The 22,045-nt window shown below is 35.4% G+C and carries 24 protein-coding genes; 23 read left to right on the top strand and 1 reads right to left on the bottom strand.

The genetic code is table 11. The features are described from left to right. Window positions 1–49 precede the first annotated feature (49 nt). On the bottom strand, window positions 50–691 hold the full coding sequence (locus GH715_RS12500) for a YigZ family protein (RefSeq protein WP_153835634.1): 642 nt from the start codon (window positions 689–691) through the stop codon (window positions 50–52). Window positions 692–847: 156 nt separating this feature from the next. On the opposite strand from GH715_RS12500, the gene GH715_RS12505 reads away from it, so the two are divergent. From GH715_RS12505 to GH715_RS12615, 23 genes are all read left to right on the top strand, one after another. After that, window positions 848–1,993, top strand: coding sequence for a sensor histidine kinase (locus tag GH715_RS12505; RefSeq protein ID WP_153835635.1), 1,146 nt, complete (start codon window positions 848–850; stop codon window positions 1,991–1,993). Between the two features lie 107 nt (window positions 1,994–2,100). Further along, a complete protein-coding gene (locus GH715_RS12510; RefSeq protein ID WP_018931049.1) occupies window positions 2,101–2,802 on the top strand; it encodes a response regulator transcription factor in 702 nt (233 codons plus the stop codon). 340 nt (window positions 2,803–3,142) lie between these two features. Then, window positions 3,143–4,000 (top strand): DegV family protein, encoded by an 858-nt coding sequence (locus tag GH715_RS12515; RefSeq protein ID WP_153835636.1) that lies wholly within the window; start codon window positions 3,143–3,145, stop codon window positions 3,998–4,000. Window positions 4,001–4,180: 180 nt separating this feature from the next. Beyond that, the gene (locus GH715_RS12520; protein ID WP_194928273.1) at window positions 4,181–5,518 is read left to right on the top strand and encodes an ATP-dependent helicase ComFA; all 1,338 of its coding nucleotides are present in this window, start codon (window positions 4,181–4,183) and stop codon (window positions 5,516–5,518) included. Then, window positions 5,515–6,213 (top strand): ComF family protein, encoded by a 699-nt coding sequence (locus GH715_RS12525; protein ID WP_153835637.1) that lies wholly within the window; start codon window positions 5,515–5,517, stop codon window positions 6,211–6,213. The genes GH715_RS12520 and GH715_RS12525 overlap by 4 nt, the downstream gene beginning before the upstream one ends. 31 nt (window positions 6,214–6,244) lie before the next feature. After that, window positions 6,245–6,667: a TIGR03826 family flagellar region protein gene (locus GH715_RS12530; protein ID WP_153835638.1), complete on the top strand. Its 423-nt coding sequence runs from the start codon at window positions 6,245–6,247 to the stop codon at window positions 6,665–6,667. 184 nt (window positions 6,668–6,851) lie between these two features. Then, on the top strand, window positions 6,852–7,106 hold the full coding sequence (gene flgM / locus GH715_RS12535; protein ID WP_153835639.1) for a flagellar biosynthesis anti-sigma factor FlgM: 255 nt from the start codon (window positions 6,852–6,854) through the stop codon (window positions 7,104–7,106). Window positions 7,107–7,137: 31 nt separating this feature from the next. Then, window positions 7,138–7,635 (top strand): flagellar protein FlgN, encoded by a 498-nt coding sequence (locus GH715_RS12540; RefSeq protein WP_153835640.1) that lies wholly within the window; start codon window positions 7,138–7,140, stop codon window positions 7,633–7,635. Window positions 7,636–7,650: 15 nt separating this feature from the next. Further along, window positions 7,651–9,306 (top strand): flagellar hook-associated protein FlgK, encoded by a 1,656-nt coding sequence (gene flgK, locus GH715_RS12545; RefSeq protein WP_153835641.1) that lies wholly within the window; start codon window positions 7,651–7,653, stop codon window positions 9,304–9,306. Window positions 9,307–9,315: 9 nt separating this feature from the next. Further along, window positions 9,316–10,212 (top strand): flagellar hook-associated protein FlgL, encoded by an 897-nt coding sequence (flgL, locus tag GH715_RS12550; RefSeq protein ID WP_153835642.1) that lies wholly within the window; start codon window positions 9,316–9,318, stop codon window positions 10,210–10,212. 56 nt (window positions 10,213–10,268) lie between these two features. Further along, the gene (locus GH715_RS12555; RefSeq protein WP_163578633.1) at window positions 10,269–10,859 is read left to right on the top strand and encodes a DUF6470 family protein; all 591 of its coding nucleotides are present in this window, start codon (window positions 10,269–10,271) and stop codon (window positions 10,857–10,859) included. A 12-nt stretch (window positions 10,860–10,871) separates the two neighbouring features. Next, window positions 10,872–11,318, top strand: a complete 447-nt coding sequence (fliW, locus tag GH715_RS12560) for a flagellar assembly protein FliW (protein WP_153835643.1) — start codon at window positions 10,872–10,874, stop codon at window positions 11,316–11,318. Window position 11,319: 1 nt separating this feature from the next. Then, window positions 11,320–11,550, top strand: a complete 231-nt coding sequence (gene csrA / locus GH715_RS12565) for a carbon storage regulator CsrA (protein ID WP_153835644.1) — start codon at window positions 11,320–11,322, stop codon at window positions 11,548–11,550. A 126-nt stretch (window positions 11,551–11,676) separates the two neighbouring features. Then, window positions 11,677–12,639, top strand: coding sequence for a flagellin N-terminal helical domain-containing protein (locus tag GH715_RS12570; protein WP_153835645.1), 963 nt, complete (start codon window positions 11,677–11,679; stop codon window positions 12,637–12,639). 124 nt (window positions 12,640–12,763) lie between these two features. Beyond that, the gene (locus tag GH715_RS12575) at window positions 12,764–13,354 is read left to right on the top strand and encodes a hypothetical protein (RefSeq protein WP_153835646.1); all 591 of its coding nucleotides are present in this window, start codon (window positions 12,764–12,766) and stop codon (window positions 13,352–13,354) included. A gap of 26 nt (window positions 13,355–13,380) precedes the next feature. After that, the gene (locus GH715_RS12580) at window positions 13,381–15,201 is read left to right on the top strand and encodes a motility associated factor glycosyltransferase family protein (protein ID WP_205601853.1); all 1,821 of its coding nucleotides are present in this window, start codon (window positions 13,381–13,383) and stop codon (window positions 15,199–15,201) included. Next, the gene (locus GH715_RS12585) at window positions 15,201–16,820 is read left to right on the top strand and encodes an aldolase catalytic domain-containing protein (protein ID WP_153835648.1); all 1,620 of its coding nucleotides are present in this window, start codon (window positions 15,201–15,203) and stop codon (window positions 16,818–16,820) included. Before GH715_RS12580 ends, GH715_RS12585 begins: the two co-directional genes overlap by 1 nt. Before the next feature lies 1 nt (window position 16,821). Continuing rightward, window positions 16,822–17,520, top strand: a complete 699-nt coding sequence (locus GH715_RS12590; RefSeq protein ID WP_205601854.1) for an acylneuraminate cytidylyltransferase family protein — start codon at window positions 16,822–16,824, stop codon at window positions 17,518–17,520. Window positions 17,521–17,536: 16 nt separating this feature from the next. After that, window positions 17,537–18,364 carry a glycosyltransferase family 2 protein gene (locus GH715_RS12595; RefSeq protein WP_153835649.1) on the top strand — a complete coding sequence of 276 codons (828 nt, stop codon included), beginning with the start codon at window positions 17,537–17,539 and terminating at the stop codon, window positions 18,362–18,364. A gap of 30 nt (window positions 18,365–18,394) precedes the next feature. After that, window positions 18,395–19,024 (top strand): sulfotransferase, encoded by a 630-nt coding sequence (locus tag GH715_RS12600; RefSeq protein ID WP_153835650.1) that lies wholly within the window; start codon window positions 18,395–18,397, stop codon window positions 19,022–19,024. A gap of 30 nt (window positions 19,025–19,054) precedes the next feature. Beyond that, the gene (gene rfbA / locus GH715_RS12605; protein ID WP_153835651.1) at window positions 19,055–19,936 is read left to right on the top strand and encodes a glucose-1-phosphate thymidylyltransferase RfbA; all 882 of its coding nucleotides are present in this window, start codon (window positions 19,055–19,057) and stop codon (window positions 19,934–19,936) included. Beyond that, window positions 19,933–20,919 carry a dTDP-glucose 4,6-dehydratase gene (rfbB, locus tag GH715_RS12610; RefSeq protein ID WP_153835652.1) on the top strand — a complete coding sequence of 329 codons (987 nt, stop codon included), beginning with the start codon at window positions 19,933–19,935 and terminating at the stop codon, window positions 20,917–20,919. Before rfbA ends, rfbB begins: the two co-directional genes overlap by 4 nt. Then, the gene (locus GH715_RS12615; protein ID WP_153835653.1) at window positions 20,906–22,042 is read left to right on the top strand and encodes a DegT/DnrJ/EryC1/StrS family aminotransferase; all 1,137 of its coding nucleotides are present in this window, start codon (window positions 20,906–20,908) and stop codon (window positions 22,040–22,042) included. Before rfbB ends, GH715_RS12615 begins: the two co-directional genes overlap by 14 nt. Window positions 22,043–22,045: the final 3 nt, after the last annotated feature.

The following is a 22,045-nucleotide window of genomic DNA, read 5'->3' on the forward strand; positions in this document are numbered from 1 at the left end:
AATTAAAACCGCCGGTTCTACCGGCGGATACTTACTTCCAGGGAAATAGTCACTCGGTCGAAACGTCTACCTCTATATAAGAATTCTCTCCTTCCTTTAGTTCAACATTTCCACTAGTCAAATCTGTTATCCAGTCTGAGAAACCAGCTTCTTCACCAACTAAAGTACGGACGTGAAAGGTTACTTTGTCTAAATATTCCGTTTCTTCTAATAAATAATCAGATTGGCGTAATTCATTTTCCAATTTACCTAATAAAGTATAGTCAACTGTTACAAAAAACTTCTTCATTCGTTTTCGCTCGACAACACCTGTCGTATTGATCGCCAATGAGGTTGTACTGGAATATGCGCGAATCAGCCCACCAGCCCCTAGCTTAATCCCGCCAAAATATCTGGTAACTACGACTGCCGTGTCTTTTAGTTGTCGTTTCTTTAATACCTCTAATATGGGAACACCAGCAGTACCATTCGGTTCGCCGTCATCATTAGCTTTCTGAATTTGGTCATGTTCGCCAATCATATAGGCAGAGCAGTTATGGGTAGCATCAGCATGCTTTTTTTTGATAGCTTGAATAAATTGTTGGGCCTCATCTTCAGTTGTTACGCGTTTCACATATCCTATAAATCTAGATTTTTGAATGACCTGTTCATCAGATCCTTCTAGTTTTACAGTAAAATAGTGGTTAAGCATATATAAATCCTCCTAAATACGAATAAATTTGTGTTCATGAAATAAATACGTGTAAAATAATTGTAATAGGGAATAAAGAATATTATGATAACCCCCTAAAAAAGAACTATATATTTCGTATGGTATAAAATGAAACTAGGTGGTGAGGTTTAGTATATGAAACATACAGATCGTACATTAGATTATATAATAGACGAGATGATAGATACAGTAAAAAACAGCAAGGATGAAATCTTTGAAATCGCCGAAGATTCTCGTAAGGAATATCAAACATTAGAGCAAGAATTAGCCGTGTTAAAAGAAGATGTAGCAGTCGTTATTGATGAAGGGGATGCCCTTGAAAAGAAAGTAAAACTAGCTAGAAAAAAACTAGCGGAAGTAAGTAAAAACTTCAAAGAATATTCAGAAGAAAAAATTAGGGAAGTATACGACCAAGCCCATCAGCTTCAAACAGATTTAGTGGTGACACGTGATAAGGAAAAAGTGCTAAGGGATAGACGAGATGAAATTGAATTACGGCTTAAATCAATCGAACAAATGGTCGAACGGGCAGAAGGATTAGTAGGGAAAATTTCGATTGTCTTGAATTATTTAAATGAGGATTTTCAAGAAGTTTCTGATTTGATTAGTGATGCTTATGAAAAACAAGAATTTGGTTTGAAAATTATTGAAGCACAAGAAGAAGAACGTCGTCGCCTTTCAAGAGAAATGCATGATGGCCCAGCACAGATGCTAGCAAACATTATGTTGCGTTCAGAAATAGTCGATCGTACTTTTAAGAAAGGTGATGTTGATAGCGCAGTTCGAGAAATGCGTAATGTTAGAGTAATGATTCGTGATTCTTTATATGAAGTAAGGCGGATTATCTATGATTTACGCCCAATGGCTCTGGATGATTTAGGATTAATACCAACTATTAAAAAGTACATAAGAACATTAGAAGATCAACACCCTAACATTCGCTTCCAGTATCAATCGTCTGACGAGCGATTACATAGTCATTACGAAGTTGCTTTATTCCGTTTAATCCAAGAGTCGATTCAAAACGCAATAAAACATGCGGAAGCTAAACTGATTTTGGTGGAGTTAGACATTTCTTGTGATAGAGTAGTCGCTACCATCACGGATAATGGCAAGGGTTTCGAACAATCCGAGAAAAAAGATAAATCTTTTGGTATAATAGGCATGCACGAGCGAGTCGATATTCTCGGTGGAGACTTAGACATTACCAGTAAACAAGGGGCTGGCACAAGAGTTAACATCACAATCCCTCTTGAGCATGACAATAATACTGCAAATTAACCTGAATCAGGTATAATGGTAGGGATAGGAGTTAATCGCACTATTACATCGATGATGATATCAAAAAATAAATAAAATAGTATATAGGAACTTGAGGAGGAGTAATCATGTCAACTAACATTGTATTAATCGATGATCACAAATTGTTTCGCGAAGGGGTTAAAAGGATATTAGAATTAGAGGATGGTTTTAATGTTTTAGCAGAAGGTGACGATGGTTCCATGGCTGCAGAGCTTGTGAAAAAATACAAGCCTGATGTAGTACTAATGGATATCAACATGCCTGGTGTTAATGGGGTAGAGGCAACAGCTGAGCTATTGGAACGTTACCCTGGCGTAAAAGTCATCATCTTATCGATTCATGATGATGAAAATTATGTTACCCACGCTTTGAAATCTGGTGCACAAGGTTACTTACTAAAAGAAATGGATTCTGATGCACTAATTGATGCCATTTCTGTTGTATCAGAAGGTGGTTCTTATTTACACCCGAAAGTAACCCATAATTTGGTGAAAGAATATCGCAGGTTAGTGACAGAAGAAGATGCATTATATGATTCTGACACTTCCCTTTCCAAATTAAAAGAAGTAGAGCATCGTAAACCACTTCACTTACTGACACGACGTGAATGCCAAGTGTTGCAATTACTGGCAGAAGGTAAAAGTAACAAAGGGATTTCAGAATCTCTTTATATAAGTGAAAAAACCGTAAAAAACCACGTAAGCAGTATTTTACAGAAAATGAAAGTAAAAGACCGTACCCAAGCTGTTGTTATAGCTATTAAAAAAGGTTGGGTAGAAATCTTATAAGTTTTATCCTGAAGCGGACATTTAATCCTCTATTTTTGTACATAAACGATAATGGTTAGGTTTAACGGACATTTGATCCTCTATTTCACCTATTTTATGCTTTTTAATAAGAAATAGTATGAAATAACGGAATAGATGTCCGCGAAAGTTACCAAACAATCGTTTTTGATACAAATAACGGAATCAATGTCCGTTCGTTTGTCTGGAGACGTTCATGATCGATCAGGGACTTGTATTTCTTTCCATAAACCTTTCTCAACTTAAGACTATGCAACGAACATAATATTAGGTAAAATAAAATATAGTAATCTAAAAACTAGTAGAAAGGTTAGATATAAATATGAGAGTTGCTGTCATTACCGATAGTACGGCATATATTCCAGATTCGTATAGAGAAGAAAAAAATATACATATGGTCCCTCTTAATGTGGTAATTGGGAACGACTCCTACCAGGAAGAAATCGATATCTCTACTGAAGAATTTTATCAGAAAGTAAGAGAGGTAGAAGATTTCCCCAAGACTTCACAACCATCTATCGGCCTCATAACGGAAAAATTAAACGAACTCGCCAAAGATTATGATCAAGCCATTTTTATTACATTATCCAGCGGTATTAGTGGTACTTTTCAATCTATTGTTACAGCACAATCAATGGTAGAAGGAATGGAAATCTTTCCATTTGATTCTGAAATAAGTTGTATGGCGCAAGGATTCTATGTGCTGGAAGCAGCAGATTTGGCACAGAATGGCGAAGATGCCCAAACCATTATGTCACGCTTGCATGAGATAAAAGAATCACTTCGAGCATATTTCATGGTAGACGATTTAAGTCACCTTCATCGCGGCGGCAGATTGAATGGTGCTCAAGCTTTGCTTGGTAGCATGCTTCAAGTCAAACCCATTCTGCATTTTGAAGATACTAAGATCGTGCCATATGAAAAGATTCGTACTAAGAAAAAGGCATTAAAGCGAATTTTCGAATTATTCGAAGAAGATGCTTCAACAGGCGTACCGATTCGAGCAACTGTTATACACGCCAATCGTGAGGCTGAAGCTGAGGAAATTAAACAGGAATTAGAAACACGTTTTGACAATGTAGAAATATCCGTAAGTTACTTCGGACCAGTTATCGGCACACATCTCGGTGAAGGATCACTAGGGATGGGATGGTATAAGAAAAGCGGAAGCGCCCGGTAAGCGACGAATGGACTGGACTGAGTCGTAGGAGATAAAGGAAACACGATGAGCTAGAAAGCGAATCGATGTTGACTTATCGTACGAAGGCGATGGAAGTCACACTAGTCGTTGGGCGCTGGAGCTGAACACAAGATATAATATGGTGGGGCTTGTCCCCACCAATCATACAGGAGGCTTGCCATGAATTTTTCCCAACTCCTCGCAGGAAAGCTTATGTTAACCTCGGAACTTCCACTTACCAAGCCAACAATTGATTATCTACTCCGCACTGATCAAGTAAAACAACTTCCAAGTATAACGACCAAATATGGACGTCACCAATGTAACCGCTGTGGCAATAAAAATCAACAGTTGTTTGCCAATATACTCTGTGCAAGGTGTAATCACACCCATCTATACTGCCGTCATTGTCTCCAGACAGGTAGGGTGCTCCAATGTGATACCCTGATTACATGGAATGGGACAACTCCGTCTTGGCCACTTCAAACACAGCCATGTCATTGGATAGGCACATTAACTCCTCCTCAACAAAGAGCAGCACAGGCAATTGTACAAGCAATCAGCACCCAACAGAAAGAACTACTGATTTGGGCTGTATGTGGTTCTGGTAAAACAGAAATGCTCTTCCCAGCGATAACGAAAGCAATTAAAGAAAGGAAACGAATCTGCATTGCCACGCCAAGAGCAGATGTAGTAAGAGAACTGTTTCCTCGTCTTCAACAAGCTTTTCCAGAGTCAGAAATCGAAGCGTTGTATGCAGATTCTCCAGATCGAACCGATAAAGGACAGCTGATCATCAGCACTACCCATCAATTAATCCGTTACTACCAAGCTTTCGATGTCATGATTATCGATGAGATTGACGCGTTTCCTTTTCATCATGACAAAACATTACCCTTTTTAACCGATCGAGCTTGCAAACAGGACGCCACCTCGATTTATTTAACCGCAACTCCGAGACCAGAGCATAAACGAAAAATCCACCAAAGGAAATTACCTGTCCAATTTGTACCGATTCGCTTTCATGGCCATCCACTGCCAATCCCCAAACTCAAGATCGAAATAAACTTACGGAAAAAACTCCAACAAGGAACAGAGCCAAAAGCTCTACAACAATTCCTCACTAAAAGATCAACTTCCCGCCAGTTATTACTGTTTGTCTCAACGATCGCTTTACTAAAGAAAGTCGCCGATCACTATCAGGCAGTTGCTGTACATGCCGAAGATCCAGATAGAAAAGAAAAAGTGGAACAATTCCGTCAAAAAAAGATCAACACCCTCGTTACCACAACGATTCTTGAACGAGGCGTAACCTTTCCTTCGGTAGATGTCGTGATTCTTGATGCTGGACACCATGTCTTTGATGAAGCAGCATTAGTCCAAATTGCAGGAAGAGCAGGAAGAAGTCCGGATGACCCCGATGGAAATGTCCTGTTTATCCACCAAGGCAAAACCAATGCGATGGAAGATGCCATAGCGCAAATCAAAATGATGAATAAGAAAGGAAAGAAGCTATGACATATTGTTTAAAATGTCAGGATTGGATTAATCAGCCTGTTACTTGGGGCACGCTTTTTCTTCCAAGCGAACAGAAGAACTTATGTGATAACTGTACTTCACAGTTGGCTAGAATTAATGGTACTATTTGTGAAAGGTGTGGAAGACAAATGCCGGAGAAAACGATATGTGATGATTGCAAAAAGTGGAAATCCAGCGCAAAGTTTCGCGATGTATTACAGTATAATCGATCGCTTTTTTCTTACACTCCGTTTATGCAAGAAGTCGTTACCCAGTGGAAATATCGTGGTGATTATCAACTGAAAGAAATATTCACACCGTACATCCAAAAAGAGATGAGAAACTTTTATCCGATCGAATCCCTAACAATTGTACCAATTCCACTAACAGATGAAAGACTGCAGGAGCGAGCATTTAATCAAGCAACAGCTATTGCTGAAGTGATTGCTAAGCACACTAAAAACTTGGTGATAGCCGCACTTTCAAGAAAGCCAAGTCAATCAGAAAAACAATCCAAGAAATCAAGGCAACAGCGAATATCAACGAAAAATCCATTTTTCTTGACCAAATCACTTGAAACTGATGTCTTACTTGTCGATGATATATATACAACTGGTATGACGATTCATCATGCGGCAACTTTACTTAAAGAGGCAGGATGTCCTAATATATACAGTTTTACATTGATTAGATAGTCTATCAAATAAAGAGAAAGAGGTGCTAGCAATGGGAGAATTAGCAAATTGTGCAAGGTGTGATAAAGTTTTTGTCAAAACTACAAGATCGATTTGTTCTGATTGTGTGAAAGAGGATGAAAAACAATTTCAAATCGTCTATGACTTTCTTAAAAAACGTGAAAACAGACGAGCAACCATTCCTGAAATTGTCGAGGCTACAGGTGTGAATGAAGATGTTATCCTACAATTTGTAAAAGATAAGCGGCTACGATCTACTCAATTCCCTAACTTAAGCTATCCATGCGAACGTTGCGGGGAGCCGATAGCCAGAGGGAAAATTTGTGTAAACTGTACGGATGAAATATCTTCAGACCTGCGTCATCAACAGGAAGTAGAACAAGTTAAACGAAGAAACGAACAAGAAGAAAAACAAAAAGCACAAACGTACTATACGAGAAGTCGCAAAAACTAAAACCTCCATATTTAGGAGGTTTTTCAAATTATGGTTAATCCATAAGACCCAAATCTACAACTTTAGACATCTTCTCAATGGCTCCTCAAACCGATATACTAAAAGAATATTAAACATTTCAAAGAACCGTCCGATATAGATAATAAATACGTATGCACGAGAAAAAGGAAAGAGGTGAAAGGTCTTGAAAATACATGGACCCAACCATTCAAATATGAATCCCTATCAAAAACAACAACATATCCAACAGAAAACAGCATCCAAGTCCCGTTCACTGAAGCCCGATCAATTAGAAATTTCAGATAAAGCATTAAAAATGCAACAAAAGGAGTCTCGCCAGACTTATGTGAACGAAATTAAACAACAAGTAGATAATGGCGAATATCAAGTCAACAACAAAGAAACAGCGAAGAAGCTGTTAAACTACTGGAGAGCCTAATACTATGTAAGAAAAAAGGAGCAAAGCCCTTATGTCCGTTCAGCCTATTATCCAACAACTAAATAAATTGATTGAGTTACATGACAGTCTACTGCAGGTTTCAAAACAAAAAACAGAAATTTTAAAGGAAAATAAAACAGATGCATTGCAAAAGTTACTGGTCAAAGAGCAGAAACACGTACAAGCAATCAACCAGATCGAGGAAAAGCGAATTGAAGCAGTAGCAAGCTGGGCAACCACACAGAATCTAGACCCAACAACTGTCACGGTTTCAACAATCATTGAAGAACATACAACTGGAGCGGAACAAAAGCAATTGAAAGAAGTAACCTTACAATTAGCGGAACAATTAGTAGAATTACGTAGCCAAGAGGATTTAAATAAACAATTAACCCAGCAGTCCTTACAATTTGTTCAGCTGTCATTAGACATGATGCAGCCAACCATGAAAAATTTAAATTATGGAAATAACAAGCATCAATCAAAGCCGTCTGCACCAAGGCGTTCGGCATTTGATTCGAAAGCGTAAGTAGGAGGAACAAACATGCCATCAACTTTTAACGGATTAGAAGTAGCAAAACGAGCACTTCATACGCAACAGACAGCATTGTATACAACTGGTCATAACATTGCCAATGCCAATACGGAAGGTTATACTAGACAACGAGTGAATATGACCGCAACGGCGCCATACCCAGCTGCATCGAGAAATAGGCCGGAAATTCCTGGTCAAATTGGAAGTGGAGTTGAAGCGGGTTCGATCGAACGAATTCGTGACAGTTTCATCGATAAGCAATATCGCCAGGAAAATTCTAAAGTTGGTTTCTATGAATCAAAAGCGGACACGATGTCCAAACTAGAGTCGATTCTGAACGAACCAACAGATCAGGGACTATCGCAAACGTTAGATTTATTCTGGAAATCGTTACAGGATTTATCAGTAAACCCAGAGGATTCAGGTGCGCGTTCCGTTGTAAAAGAACGCGCTAACGCCTTAGCTGATGCTTTTCAATATATACATGGTTCTCTACAAGATGTGAGAGCTAATTTAAAAAATGAAATAGGTGTTGATAACACGAAAGTTAACTCATTAATTGATCAAATTAATCAGCTAAATGGTCAAATAAACAAAATTGAGCCTCATGGCTATGTGCCCAATGACCTCTATGATGAACGTGATCGGTTAATTGATGAGTTATCAGGCTACGCCGATATTAAAGTAGATTACCGTAAAAGTTCAGGTCAACCGAGCCCAATTGCGCAAGGTATCGCAACGATTACACTGATTACCGATAATGAAGATGTCGAAAATGGAAATGACGAACCAATTAAACTAGTAGACGGCAGTGTAGATGTTCAACCTGGAAGTGAGGAAGCGGTAAAACATATTTTTGCTGACTTTGATGATGATAATAATTTGAAAGCAATGTTTTTCGCTCAACCGGATCGTGATTTAACAGTAGAAGAACAAACTGATAATTTAGTAGCAAATTATAGTGATGAGATTCATATTTACGCATCTAATTATGACGTACAAGGGAAATTAAATGCGTTAATCGATGGATCTGGTTACTTAAAAGATTTTGAATATGGCACAGGTGATGAAGAGGGAACAGCAGCTGGTGAAATTAACGAAATGCTAGCCGATTTAGATAAAATGGTGGAGCACTTTGTTACAGAATTTAATGCAGTACACCAGAATGGTTACACCTTATCAGATGATCAACCACAAGGTGGGGAGTTTTTTACGGGAACAACAGCAGATACCATTGCACTTTCAGAAGCTATTGCCAATGATGTTGACTTAATTGCAGCTAGTTCTTCTGGAGCAGCAGGTGATGGTGAAAATGCCACAGAACTTGCGAATGTTTACACGAAACGTGTTGAACAATTTTTGTCCTATGATGATACCGATCCAGATCAACTTGATGATAAAGCAACCATAAAAAGTTACTTCGAATCGATAATTGGTGAAATGGGCGTTGTCGCAGAGGAATCCAATCGAATGAAAAACAACTCTGGCATTCTTCGTCAGCAAGTTGAGGAATCTCGCCAAGCGATTAGTTCAGTATCATTAGATGAAGAAATGACTAACTTAATTCAATATCAGCATGCCTACAATGCAGCAGCGAGGAATATGACAGCAGTAGACGAAATGCTTGATCGAATTATTAATAATATGGGCTTAGTAGGGAGGTAAGTAAGATAAATGCGTGTTACTCAAAGTATGTTAACCAACAATATGCTGCGTAATTTAAGCAGCAGTTATCAAAGTTTAGGTAAATACATGGATCAACTATCAACCGGTAAAAAGATCAATCGACCCTCTGATGATCCTGTAGTCGCCATGAAAGGAATGGACTACCGTACTCAAGTAAACCAAGTCGAACAATTTAAACGTAATATTGGCGAAGTACATAACTGGATGGATAACTCAGATTCAGCACTTGAGAAGGTACAAAAAGGGTTGGAACGTCTTCGTGAATTAGCTGTCCAAGGCGCCAATGGTACGTATGAAGAAGGGCAAAGAGGCAATATTGCTTCAGAGGTTGAACAAATAAAAGAGCATATGTTGGAATTGGCTAATACAAAAGTAAACAACAAATTCATTTTTAGCGGGGCAGAAACAACTGGTAATGCTGGTGATCCACCATATGAATTAAATGATGACGGTACTTTTGTAAACCCGATAAACAATGATGATGTGCGAATTGAAGTTTCAAGTGGAACAAAAATCAGAGTCAATGTAGAACCAGACAGTATATTTAATGAAGAACTATTTACAGACCTTACCGAGTTTGCCGAAACTTTACGAGATGGCACAGATGATGAGGCTATTGGTGAGTTTATCGAAAGAATCGATACACATATTGATAACAATGTAAACGCACGTGCAGACTTAGGCGCCCGTCAAAACCGGATTGACCTAATCGAAAATCGTGTAGAAGAACAATTAGTAACAGCAAAAGATATGATGAGCAAAAACGAAGATGCGGATTTGGAACAAGTGATTATGAACCTAACCTCACAAGAAGCAGTGCACCGTGCTGCACTAAGTGGTGGCGCACGGATCATTCAACCAACATTACTAGATTTCCTACGTTAATTGACAAGCCTTACCTTGGAAAAGGTGAGGCTTTTTTCTAAAAGGAGGGTAAAATAGTGCAGATACCTCAACTACGTATCCAACAACAAAATGCGATGATCGGAATACGAACGATCGATGCAAAGCTGGATATTGAACAAGGTCCAGCGAAACAATCGATCCAACAACCTCAAGCAGATTTAAACATAACGACAAAGCCAGGTAAATTAACGATTGATCAGTCAAAAGCGTTAGCAGATGTCGGCATTATACCTACTGAAGAATCGGTGGAAAAAATGGCCAATGAGGCAATGCAAACGGCAATAGAAGGCTCTAAAAAAAGACGTCGTCAAGGTGATATGTTGATGAAAATCGAAAATGGAGGAAATCCACTGGCTCAAATAGCGAAGGAAAATGGACAGTGGCCAAAACATCAATTTAATATTGGTTGGATACCATCTGGAGATGCCGTACAATTCGATTATCAGCCTGCAGAAGTTGATATAGACGCAAGAGCTAATAAACCAATTATTAATGCAGAACCAACTAAAAATCAATTTCACTATCAACGGGGTGGAATTGATGTATATTTAGAACAAGAAAATTGGATAGATATTGATTTTGATAACGTGAAATTTGTGGGTAATAACTTCGAATTGGAGATATAGAAGGGTGAAATTATGCGAATAAAAACGAAATATTTTGGTGAGGTAGACGTAAAAGAGGAAGAGATCATCCATTTCCCTCAAGGTATACCTGGATTTTTGGAAGAAAAAGAGTTTGTGTTATTAAGTTTTGAAGAAAGTGGATTGTTTCAAGTGCTGCAATCAACTAATGGAATGGATCCAGCATTTGTTGTAGTAGATCCATTTCTGTTTGTGAAAGATTATCAATTTAAATTAGATGATACAACGTTAGAACAATTAGAGATAAATGAGGAGAAAGATGTTCTGGTACTAGCCATTGTTACTGTTAAAGACCCATTAACATCTAGTACAGCAAATCTACATGCACCAATCATTATCAACCAAACTAAAAAAGTAGCCAAGCAGTACATTACTAAAAATCAAAACTATACAACTAGAGAAGCAATATTTATAGCAACCTCCAAGGAAGAGGAGGAGTAACATGTTAGTACTAACTCGGAAAATTAACGAAGCGATTCAAATAGGTGATGAAATTGAAGTGAAAGTAATTGCGGTAGATGGTGATCAAATTAAGTTAGGAATTAATGCTCCTAAAGATGTCGAGGTACATCGAAAAGAAATCTATCAAGCTATACAGCAAGAAAATAATCAAGCAGCAAATCTTTCAACAAATTTATTAGATTTAATTAAAAAAAATGATAAAAAGTACTAAACATCTAGTAACATTGACCGATAGTATTATTAGGAACTAATTCTAGTGATTGGCGGCCGCTTTCACTAATTAGTATACAACCACAAGGATGTGGAGAAATTTCAAAACTCAAGGAGGAAATAAAGTATGATTATTAACACTAATATTCCAGCGATGAATACATATCGTCAGCTAGGAATCAACCAGGGTGCGATGCAAAACTCAATGGAGAAGTTATCTTCTGGTCTTCGTATTAACCGTGCAGGAGATGACGCAGCAGGTCTTGCTATCTCTGAAAAGATGCGTGCGCAAATCAAAGGTTTAGATCAAGCAAGCCGTAACTCTCAAGACGGTATTTCTATGATCCAAACAGCAGAGGGTGCACTACAAGAAACACAAAATATCTTACAACGTATGCGTGAACTTGCAACTCAAGCTGCTAACGATACTAACGTGGATGTTGATCGTAACGAAATCCAAAAAGAAATCAACGAATTAACAACAGAAATCAATCGTATTAGTGAAACTACAGAATTTAACACGCAAAAAATGTTAAATGTAAGTGGATCAGCAGGTTTTGAGGCAACTTTCCAAGTTGGTGCTAATAATGGTCAAAGCATGAAGATATCAATTCAGGACATGGGTGCTGAAGCACTTGGCTTAACTGGAGCTGCTAGTGGTGCTCATTCAGCTGGTTCCTCTGTAACTGAATTAATGGGTAGTGGAGATTACGCAGCTGTATCAGGCGCTACTTACGCTTCTGATGGAGGAGTGCTATTAGAAGATGGAACTAGTGGCTCAACTAACGCATTATCTGTAGCAGACCACGAATCTGCAACAGCAGCGATTGAAGCGATCAATGATGCAATTGAAACTGTATCTGCACAACGTTCTAATCTTGGTTCATTCCAAAACCGTTTAGAACACACTATTTCTAACTTAGACAACTCATCTGAAAACCTATCTGCAGCAGAATCTCGTATCCGTGACGTAGATATGGCGAAAGAAATGATGGAGATGACTCGTGCAAACATCCTTTCACAAGCATCTCAGTCTATGCTTGCACAAGCAAACCAACAGCCACAATCTGTTTTACAATTATTAGGTTAATTAACAAATATTTAATCAGAGATCTCGACAAAAGTCGGGATCTTTTTTGTTTGTAGACTTTATTTTACAAATATTATGACGATATAATATAGTAAGATATTTAATTTGAGAGGTAGATTATCCTATGAAATTTATAATTGGTAATGATGCTTATATGTTCGAAAATACTGTAGATAAAGTGGAGGAAATTTATAAAATTACGAATGACAAATTAAAGGATGAGACTGTTTTTTTTAGTCATTTTATTATAGACGGTAAAGAAATATATAATGAACATGATCAATACTTGTTAAATGTTCTAGATTCCATTGAGGAAGTTCACGCTATATTACATACTTCTGCCCAATTAATTGAGAGTGCCATCACATCTTTAACTGGATACTTAGAAAGAAGCCAACCAGAGCTCCAACAGTTTATTAATGATCTTTATAATGGTGTTAAACAAATTGGAGCACCCAACACCTTCCTCTTGTTAGAAGGTCTTGAATGGGTAAAAGATATGATTGTGAAAATAGATGCATTAAAACAAAGACCTGAAGAGTGGCATTTACTTGTAAATCAGGCCACAGAATTGACAGAAATCTTGGCTGAAATGGAGGAAGTATTCCAACATAATGACCCTATTGTTTATGCGGATATGCTTCAATATGACATCATACCTTTATTCCAAAACCTAAAAAATTCTTGTGAACAAATTGAAAAGAAAGGATTGTAGATATGGTTTTAGTGGATAATATAAATTTGTTAAGGAAGAAATTCCCTGACGTTCGTAATAGTACAAAAGATGTTTCACACCATCACATTATATCATTACAAAAGTCTAAAACTAACTTACCCACTATTACTATCGACGTCCATGGTCGTCAAGCTTTTTTGCATAGTAAGTACGATCCAGAGAAAGAAGCACAACGTTTTATTGAGGCGAATATCGAAAAGATTAGGGAAAAAAAACATGTATTTATTTATGGAATGGGACTTGGTTACCATATTGAAGAGATAATCAGACGCTTTCCTGATATTTCGATTACAGTGTATGAACCGAATATTGATGTCTTTCACAAGTTAATGGAATCACGGAAGTTAAGTAATATCTTAAAAAGCAATGTGAAAAGACTGTATGTGGAAACTACTTTAGAAAGCAGAAGGCAAGGGTTAATTGATTTTGCAAATATGGTGTTAGATGACGTTTTTATCTTAATATTACCTAGTTATGAACGAGCTTTTTCACAAGAAACACAAGCGTTTATGTCTATGTTTACTGAAATAATTAAACAAAAAAAGCAAAATTATTTAGCCAATTACACATTTGAAAAGAAATGGGTATATAACAGTATTTATAATTTATATGAAACATTGTCGTCGCCTACATTTTTTAATATAGATAAACGTATTTTAACCGATAAACCAGTAATTCTAATTGCGGCAGGGACCTCTTTAGATGATGAAATTGAAAACTTAAAGTTTATAAAAAGTAATAAATTAGCCTATCTATTTTCTGTTGGTTCAGCTGTGAATACACTCCTTGCAAATGATATCTATCCAGATGGACATTTTAGTTATGACCCGAAATTTGATAATCAGGAAAAAGTATTCAAAGATATTTTGGAAAGAAATCTAGATTCGATTCCATTAATATTTGGTACAAGTATTGGGTTTGAGAAATTATCGGAATATCCTGGGGAGAAATACCATGTGGTAACTAGTCAGGATACGGTATCTTCATTTTACGTAAATAGTGAGAGTGAGATTTTAAAGGTGAGTGATGCACCAACCATATCTGTTATCGCATTACAAATACTATTTCATATGGAAGTAAGTAAAATTATTTTAGTTGGACAAAACTTAGCGTTTAGGGGAGAACATAGCTATTCCAAAGCGATCTATTATCGTAATACTAAAGAAAAACGACAGCATAGAAAGAAAATTCAAATAGAGACAATCGACGTATTTGGTAATACAATATACACTTCTCCTGCACTTGAACGAATGAAAAAAGCAATGGAAGCTTTAATTAAAGAGTTATCTAGTTCAAAAGTAGAAATTATTAATGCAACAAATGGCGGTGCACATATTGATGGGACGAAATATATACCTCTTCAAGAGGTAATGAAGGATCTATCAGAACAAGTTGTAGATAATGATTGGAGAACAAATGAAACGGTACCTTTAGACTTTAAGTATATAGCTGAAAAGCATCACTACCTAATGTCTGAACGATCTTTATTTATTTCAAAATTAGAAAAAATATCAGATTTAAATCATGAATTTTTAAAGAAACCAAATCACCAGGCTCCAATATTCAAAAATATATTAAGAGAATTTGAAACAGTAATAAAAAATAAATATTTTAGACTTGTAATGAATCCAATGGCCAAAGTTGAGTTCGATTTGTTTATCAAGAATATAAAAAAGATAAATGCAGTTCCACAAGTAGATTATCAAAATTTTCAACGGCAAGTAGAGAGAATCGTAAGTATTTTTAATGAAAATGACAACATGGTTAATTCTCTATTTGCAGACTTTGGTGAAAAAATTCAAGCTTTACAAAGAGGTAATAAGTAATGAAAAACATAAAATTATTAGACTGTACGTTTCGTGATGGTGGCTACTATAATGCTTGGGATTTTGATCAGCAAACAGTACAAAAATATTTAAATTGTATGCGTGATTTGCCAATTCAATATGTGGAAATAGGATTTCGTTCTTTATCGTTAAACAATTACTTTGGTCCATTTGCTTATTCAAAAGATGATTTTTTGAAACAATTAGATATACCTAATAATCTAAAAATTGGTGTGATGATTAATGCAAAGGAATATATTCAATCGACTAGCGGAGTTTTTGAAGCTTTAGATAGAACGTTTAATGATGCTTCATTTTCACCAATTCATTTCGTAAGGATTGCAGTAAATATAGAGGAAATTTATGATGCAATGCTTATTGTGAAGTGGTTAAAAGATAAAGGTTATATGGTTGGTCTGAATATAATGAAAATAACTGATATCCGATTAGATGAATTAGATTCAACGTTAGAACAGTTATCATTAGAGCATGTCGATGTATTATATTTTGGCGATAGTTTTGGCGCATTACTTCCTGATAGAATTGCAGGAATAGTTAACATCTTTAGAAAATACAGTAAAAACCATATCGGCATACATGCCCATGATAATATGGGAAATGCATTATTAAACTCAAAGCAAGCTATTGGAGAGGGAATTGATTTCGTTGATGCTACAATTAGCGGGATTGGCAGAGGTGCTGGAAATGTAGCACTTGAGAATTTACTAGTAGATATGGAATTATTAGCTACTAATTCTAAAGCCTTTCTCTTGTTACTAGATCTTATTAATGAATATTTTGAACCTTTAAAAGCTAAACACAAATGGGGAACAAACATTTTTTATTACTTGGGAGCGAAGAATAATATTCACCCTACATATATTCAAACGCTTTTGAATGATGAAAGATACAATCATGCAGAAATTTTAAACATTATCGAATTCCTGAAGCAAACTGACAGTAGGAAATTCGATTCTCAAAAGCTTGATATAAAGAAAATGTTTTTTAAGAATGAGATTAAAAATACTTGGAAGCCAAGTGACATTCTAAAAGGACAGGAAGTGTTAATTTTAGGAACAGGTCCAAGTATTAACGAACATAAAGATGCTATCGAATCGTATATAAAAGAAAATGAACCAATCGTTTTTGTTCTTAATACGCAAAATGCTATTGATAATAGATTAATTAATTTTCGGATTGTATCTCATCCGCTTCGGGTGATGGCGGATATAAAATTATATCAGCATTTTTCCCAACCCCTCATCACTCCTTTAGCAATGTATACAGATGAAATGATTGAAGAACTTAGGAAAACAAGCGTTTATAACTTTGGTGTGGAATTTAGTGATAGTTCATTTGCATTTTATGATACATATGCAGTGCTACCAACACACTTAGTTATCGCGTATGCTCTAGGTGTAGCTTCCAGTGGAAAAGCTAAAGAAATTACGTTAGCGGGCTTTGATGGTTATGAGGATAATCCCTCAGCTAACGTATCAATGACTAAATTATTCGATACTTATTTGAAAAGTGCAGGTTCATTGCCATTCTTATCGATAACACCCACTAAGTATGCTATTCCTAAAACAACAGTCTATGGATTATTAGGAGGCTATTAACGTGAAAATAACATGTTTTTTACCTTGTAGAAAAGGAAGTCAGCGAATTGCTAATAAAAATATTCGCCCCTTTAGTAACTATCAATATGGACTTTTAGAAATAAAATTAAACCAATTGGCAAAAGTGCAGGAAATTGATGAGATTATTTTATCTACAAATGATGAGGAAATTATCAATTATGCTTCGACCTTAGATATATCAAACTTAATAGTTGATGTAAGGGATGATAGATTATGCTCTAATCAAACGAGCACGGATGAGTTAATAGAATACGCTGGAAAGATTGTACAAGAAGGGCACATTTTGTGGACACATGTAACATCTCCATTTATTACAGAAGAAGTCTATACAAAGGCGATAGCTGAATATGCTGCTGGTTTAAAGGCTCATTACGATTCTTTAATGACAGTATCTACGATTAATGGTTTTATATGGAATGAAGGTGGGCCGGTAAACTATGATTATACAAATGAAAAATGGCCAAGAACCCAAACAATTTCGCCATTATATGAAATTAACAGCGGAATATTTCTCGCAAGTACAAATGTTTATCATGAAAGAAAAGATAGAATAGGTGATCGCCCACTCTTTTATGAAACATCCACGATAGAGAGCTTGGATATTGATTGGGAAGAAGATTGGAAGATAGCGGAAGCAATTATGAACCAAGTGTATAATGAAGAATTGAAGATAAGATAATAAAGGATGTTAAGGAATGAAACCACTAGTAAGTATATGTTGTTTAGCCTATAATCATGGGGAATTTATTGAGGATACGATCAAAGGCTTTTTAATGCAAGATGTTGACTTTGATATGGAAATTATTATACTTGACGATGCATCGACAGATAATACTCCAAACATAGTGAAGAAATATGAACAGAAGTATCCGAAACTTATAAGAGGAATCTATCATTCTAAAAATCAAAAACCAGTAACAGATATACCAATGCTCGGAGCATATCTATTTCCAAAAGCACAGGGGAAATACATTGCATTATGTGAAGGGGATGACTTTTGGATAGATACTGCAAAGTTAAAAAAGCAGGTAGAAATACTAGAAAGTAATGAAAGATATACACTATGTTCACATGCTACACAGGTAAAAAATTATATAGATGGTGAACATGATTATACGATTCAACTTATGTCTAGCAGTTCGACTATACCATTAAAGAAAATTATTCAAGGGGAAGGAATGCCACACACGTCATCCTTGCTTTTTAGGAGAGAATTAGTAGAACAATTACCTGAATTTTATAAAGAAAATAATAATGGAGACATTCCATTAGTATTGTTATGTGCTTCGAAGGGTGAAGTATACTATATCGATAAAATAATGTCCGTTTATAGAAAAGGTATAAATGGATCTTGGACTAGAAATGTGAAATTAAATCCATTCAAATATATAGACCATACATTGACATATATTAAGATGCTTTATAATTTTAACGAGTTTACAGATTATAAATATAATGAAATGTTATTAAAAAGAATTGAATCTTTAAAACAAAGAATTGTAGATAATGCAAAATTACTATAAGAATAAAAAATAGGATGTGTAGTACAAGTTATGGGAAAAGGTTGTAAAATATTTTGTATTGGACAAAATAAAACTGGAACAACGTCTATAAGAAAAGCCTTTGAAGATTTAGGGTTTGATGTAGGAAATCAACGAGTTGCTGAGAACTTATTAATAAACTATTTGGAGAATGATTTTGAAAGTATAATAGATTATTGTAAGACTGCTAACGTCTTTCAGGATTTCCCTTTCAGTTGGCCAGAAACTTATAAACATTTGGATAAAGCATTTCCGAATAGTAAGTTTATACTGTCAGTTAGAGACAGTGCTGAACAATGGTATCAATCATTAGTAAAATTCCATTCGAAAAAATTTGGTGAAACGAATGGTAAACCTAGTAAAAAGGACTTAATGAATAGTAACTATATTTTTAAAGGTAGACCATGGCTCACACATAAAGCACTTTTTGGAATAACTGATGAAAATACTTACGATAAAGATATTCTTATTAATCATTATCATACATATAACTCAGAGGTTAAAGAATATTTTAAAAATAGAAATGATCTATTAATTATTAATATTGCTGAGGAAAGTTCATATAAATTATTTTGTGATTTTATAGAGGCTGAACCAAAATATAGTAAGTTTCCTTGGGAAAATCAGACTGCTAAGTTATAAATATCACGAGACAAATTTGAGGTGTATACAATGAAGGGAATCATTCTTGCGGGTGGTTCTGGAACAAGACTTTACCCATTAACAAAATCCATTTCTAAACAAATGCTCCCTATTTATGATAAACCAATGATTTATTATCCTTTATCTGTATTAATGTTAGCAGGTATTAGAGAGATATTAATTATCTCAACACCTAGAGATAGCTGTTATTTTAAAGATTTACTAGGAAATGGTGAAAAATTAGGAATTAATATTTCCTATGAAAATCAAGAACGTCCTAACGGTTTAGCTGATGCATTTATAATAGGAGAGAACTTTATTGGAAATTCGCCTGTTTGTTTAGTTTTAGGGGATAATATATTCTATGGTTCTAATTTTGGAAATATAGTACAAAAACATGCAAAACTTTCAGAAGGCGGATTAATTTTTGGCTGTTTAGTTAAAGACCCAAGTAGATATGGGGTAGTAGAAGTGGATGAACAAACAAATGTGTTATCTGTGGAAGAAAAGCCAGCCGAACCTAAATCTTCTTATGCAATACCTGGTCTTTATTTTTTTGATAGCAAAGTCGTAGATTATGCAAAAAAAGTTGAACCTTCTGAAAGGGGAGAATTGGAGATTACCTCTATAATTGAAAGGTATTTACAAGAAAAGAATCTAAAGGTACAGCTTTTAGGAAGAGGTTTAGCATGGTTAGATACGGGTACACATGAGTCACTTCTTGAAGCCTCTAACTTTGTAGAAGCAGTACAGAAACGCCAGGGGTTATACATATCTTGTATTGAAGAAATCGCTTATCGTCGTGGATATATTAATGAAAAACAATTAAGAAATTTAGCAAAGCCATTACTAAAAACAGACTATGGTAAGTATTTACTAGATATATTAGAAATGGATGGAATAGTCATATGAAAATTTTAATTACAGGTGGAGCAGGATTTATTGGTGGTAACTTTGTTTCTTATATGATCGACAAATACCCTACATATGAAATATATAATTTAGATGCACTCACGTATGCTGGAGATTTAGCGAAACACGAGGCCATTCGGAATTATAAAAATTATCATTTTATTAAAGAAAACATTGTGAATAGAGCGGCTATTTATTCATTATTTCAACAAGAAAGATTTGATTGTGTCGTTCATTTTGCAGCAGAAAGTCATGTTGACCGATCGATAGAAGACCCTGAAGTTTTTACCAGGACGAATGTTTTAGGGACTCAAGTGCTCTTAGATGCAGCTAATGATATTGGTATAAAGAAATTTATTCATATCTCTACGGATGAAGTGTATGGCGATTTGGAATTAGACTCAAATACTCTTTTTACAGAAACAACACCAATACAGCCAAGTAGCCCCTATAGTGCAAGCAAGGCATCTTCTGATCTTTTAGTCCATTCTTATTATCGTACGTATCATTTACCAGTAAATATTACGAGGTGTTCCAATAATTATGGACCATATCAACATGCCGAAAAGTTAATTCCGTTAACGATATCGAAGGTTTTAAATAAACAAAAAATCCCGGTCTATGGTGATGGCAAAAATGTTCGGGATTGGCTTCATGTTTATGACCATTGCGCTGCAGTAGATTTAGTACTTCATGAAGGTGTAAACGGAGAAGTATACAATATTGGTGGAAATAATGAAAAATCGAATATTGACATAGTATCTTCAATTATAGAAATGCTGGACGGATCACTAGATTTAATCGAATATGTAACTGATCGATTAGGCCATGACAGAAGATATGCCATAGATTCATCTAAAATAAGCAAATTAGGCTGGAAACCAATGTATAAATTCAATACAGGATTGGAAAAAACAATTGATTGGTATGTAAGAAATCAGAACTTTTTTAAAGAGAAGGTTAATGAAAATGGAAATGTTTAAACATCCTATATATGTTACACAACCACTAACTCCAAATATTTCTGAGGTAACAAAGGAAATTGAGAAAGTAATCGAAAGTAAGTGGTTAACTAATTTTGGTAATAAGCATGAGCTACTAGCAGAAGAATTAAAAAATTATTTAGAAGTAGACCATTTATCTTTGTTTAACAACGGAACAATGGCTCTTACTTTAGGTTTAAAAGCATTGGAGTTAACAGGTGAAGTAATTACAACTCCTTTCACTTTTCCTGCAACAGTTCAGGCATTGGACTGGAACAATTTGACTCCAGTATTTTGTGATATTGAAGAGCATTCTTTAAACATTGATCCTGATAAGATCGAAGAAAAGATAACAGATAAAACAACTGCTATCTTAGCAGTTCATGTATTTGGTAATCCTTGTAACGTTCAAAAAATACAACAAATAGCCGATAAATATGACTTAAAAGTAATTTATGATGGCGCCCATGCCTTCGGTGCACAATACAAAGGGGAACCAATTGGTAATTTTGGTGACATGACAATGTTTAGTTTTCATGCAACAAAATTATTTAATACGATTGAAGGAGGGGCATTAGTATATAGTGATGAGCTATATAGTGAGAAATTAGGTATGCTGGTTAATTTTGGATTATCAAGTCCCGAAAAAGTAGAAGTATCAGGTTTTAATGGAAAAATGAATGAAATACAAGCAGTGATTGGTCTAGGAAATTTAAGAGTATTAGAAGAAGAAAGAACAAATAGAGAGAGAATTAGGCAATCGTATGTTGATGAAATTTCAAAAATTCCAGGAATTCGTATTATAACAAATAGAAAGAATAGAGAAAGTAGCTATCAATACTTTGTAATTGAAATTAATGAAGATGAATTTGGTATATCAAGAGATGAGCTTTATTACGGACTTAAGTCGTACAACATTTTTGCTAGAAGATATTTTTATCCTTTGTGTAGTGAATTTCCTTGGTATAGAAATTTAGATTCAGCCAAACGAGGAAATTTACCTATAGCTTGGGAAAAAGTTAACCAAGTTTTAACACTACCATTCTATGGGGATTTAGAAAACGAAAAGATAAAAATAATTTGTGATGCAATTAAAGAAATACAATTTAAGAATGTGTTGTAGAAG

The organism is Gracilibacillus thailandensis (assembly GCF_010994055.1).
GTDB classification, from domain to species: Bacteria; Bacillota; Bacilli; order Bacillales; family Amphibacillaceae; genus Gracilibacillus; species Gracilibacillus lacisalsi.